We start from the raw sequence: 2,582 nt of genomic DNA on the forward strand, positions 1-2,582 counted from the left end.
CTCGCGTTGAGTGCCCTCAATTCCGGCTTCTAAGATGCCCGGAGTATCGATGAGCAAAATCTGGCGATCCAAACCTTTTAATTCGAGGGTATAAGTCTCACCGCGAGTTGTCGTCCCCATCGCCGCACCGACTTCACCGACAATCCGCCCGATGATGGCGTTAATTAACGAGGTTTTTCCCGCCGAACCCGTACCAAAGACGACGACGCGGATTTGTCCTCGGGCTAAATTTTCGGCAATCTCGCGGGATTTAGCCAGTAACGCCTGACGGGTAACTTCATCTTGAATCTGTTGGAGTTGCCGATCGATCGCTTCGAGATTGGCAGTAGCAGCGGCGGTTCTCTCGACGGGAACTTTGGGTAATTGGGGTGTTTTTGTCTTCGATCTCCCCCACCATCCCTGAAAGATACCCACATAGTAAACTAGCACCGCGATCGCGATCGCAATGAGGATTAAAATCCCAATTAATAGCGGTGTCGCCAGCCACGGTGTCGTCCCACTAACTTGGACGTACAGGGTATAGAGTGAATTAATCAACCACAGCGCCAAAATCGCGATCGCCATCCCACCGATCGCCATCGACCACAAACGAGGTAAACGCATACTCTCATCCGATCTAATCTATGTTATCGATCGTAGCCGATTTTGGGGGAAGGGGTAAAGGGAAGGGGTAAAAGGTAAAAGGTAAAAGGTAATGGATAACACTTATCCAATGTATTCACCTAAAGCCTAAAGCCTAAAACCTAATACCTAATACCTAAAGCCTACTCCGCCGGAACCCGCCAGACTTGAACTTCGCCGTAACTACCCGTGACGATCGTCCGACAGTCGGTACTAATAGCAACCGATAAGATCGCCCGATCTGTGGCTAGGAGGGTGTGTAAAAGCTGCCCATCGTGGAGATTCCAGATATTGACAGTGCGATCGTCACTACCGCTGACGACGATCTGACCGTCGGCTGAGACTGCGACACACCCGATCGGTTTAGAATGTCCAGCGAGGGTATGAATTAAATTACCCGTTGCTACATCCCAAATTTTCACCGTACAATCGTGGCTGGCACTGATTACCTTGGTACCGTCAGGCGTAATGGCAATGGCACTAATCCGCCCGCTGTGTCCCATAATTGTTTTGAGTAGCCGTCCTTCCTGAAGGTGCCACAATCTAACGGTATAGTCGCTGCTCCCGGTGGCAATCAGTTGAGCCTGCTGGTGAGTAGCCACACAAGCCACATTTTGAAGATGACCGGAGCATTCATGAATGAGTAGCCCGTTTTGGGGTTGCCAGATTTTCAATAAGGCATCATTACCGCCCGAGACTAGTCGCTGACTGTCATTGGTGAGCGAGATGGCATTAACCGCCGATTTATGGTCGAGTAACTGAGGTAATTTAGTCCCGGTAGTAAGTTGCCACCATTGAATCGTGCCGTCCAAACTACCACTGATAATCGTCTCCCCATCAGCAGTTAAGACCACACTATAAACCCAATGACTATGACCGAGTAGGTTATGAATTAATTTACCATCAGAGAGTCGCCAGACCTTGATCGCGTCATCGACGTGAGTGATATCGCCATGTCCGCTGACCAGCCACTGACCGTCGGCACTGATGGCTAGAGCATAAACTTCACTATAATAACCCGTCAGTTGATGGACTAAGGTAAGCCTGTCGTAGGCAATTGATTCGAGGATGGTGGTAGTCACGATCCCGCTTTCTAAATCGGCATCAGCGATCATCCCGGTAGCTTCGGTATCAGCCCAATTCTGAGATACTCCGAGCAGTTCCGGCGATTTAAAGTTGATATGTGCCAAGCGATTCCAACTGGAGGCTGGCGATGAAATCTGCTGACAGAGCATGGGGAGACAACTAGCCGCTGGCACTACTTTTTCGATCGCTTGGAGTCGTTCGCGGGCGTCTCGAACCGCTAGCTGGAGGGATTTACCGCCGGAAAAAGCTTTGAGAAATAGTTTGACAAATTCCTGGGCGACCTGATCTTGGACGGCTTCGCGCATGACAATCAAGTTGGGAATTTGCAGATCTGCCAGTTCGCCTGCTAGATCCAAACCCTCGCCACAGTTGAGAACTAGCAGTTTCAGTCCCTGTTGCACCGCCATCCGCAGCCGATATTTGAATTCGGTAATCCCGATCGTATCGTGGTGATTGATATAAATCCGATTATTCGGTAGATAGCCAGAAATATAACTGCTAAAAAAGATGACACTCCAAGGTTTTTTGCCGAGCGCCTTGACAAAATCATCATGACCGGGAGCCACGATAAACTCGGCTTTGGTGTATGGGAGTGCTTCTAAATATTCTTTAGATCGATCGAGTTTGATCCCTTGGGCGCTCGTGAGGATCGATAGGACTGACACTTCCATTTGTTCGGCAGTGGGAGCAGTCTCGGAAATCGTCGGAATCAGGGAGACACTTACTTCTGACTGGGGGTAACGATCGAGGATCGGTTGCCAAATAGAATTCCAAGGCAGTTTTAACAGTGACTTGGAGCGGCTGCGGACGATCGTTTCGATCTCGACATCAGGATCGATCGTCGTCGCTAAGCGTTCGCGGATGGTCTGGAAGCC

General features: G+C 49.9%; 2 protein-coding genes. Both read right to left on the reverse strand.

The genetic code is table 11. The annotated features are described in order from the left end of the window. Nucleotides 1-603, reverse strand: a 603-nt coding sequence (locus RMO35_RS02220; RefSeq protein WP_309738262.1) for a GTPase, incomplete at its 3' end; no start/stop codon positions are given. A 161-nt stretch (nucleotides 604-764) separates the two neighbouring features. Then, nucleotides 765-2,582, reverse strand: a 1,818-nt coding sequence (locus RMO35_RS02225; protein WP_309738264.1) for a WD40 repeat domain-containing protein, incomplete at its 5' end; no start/stop codon positions are given.

This window comes from Chamaesiphon sp. OTE_20_metabat_361, assembly GCF_031364565.1.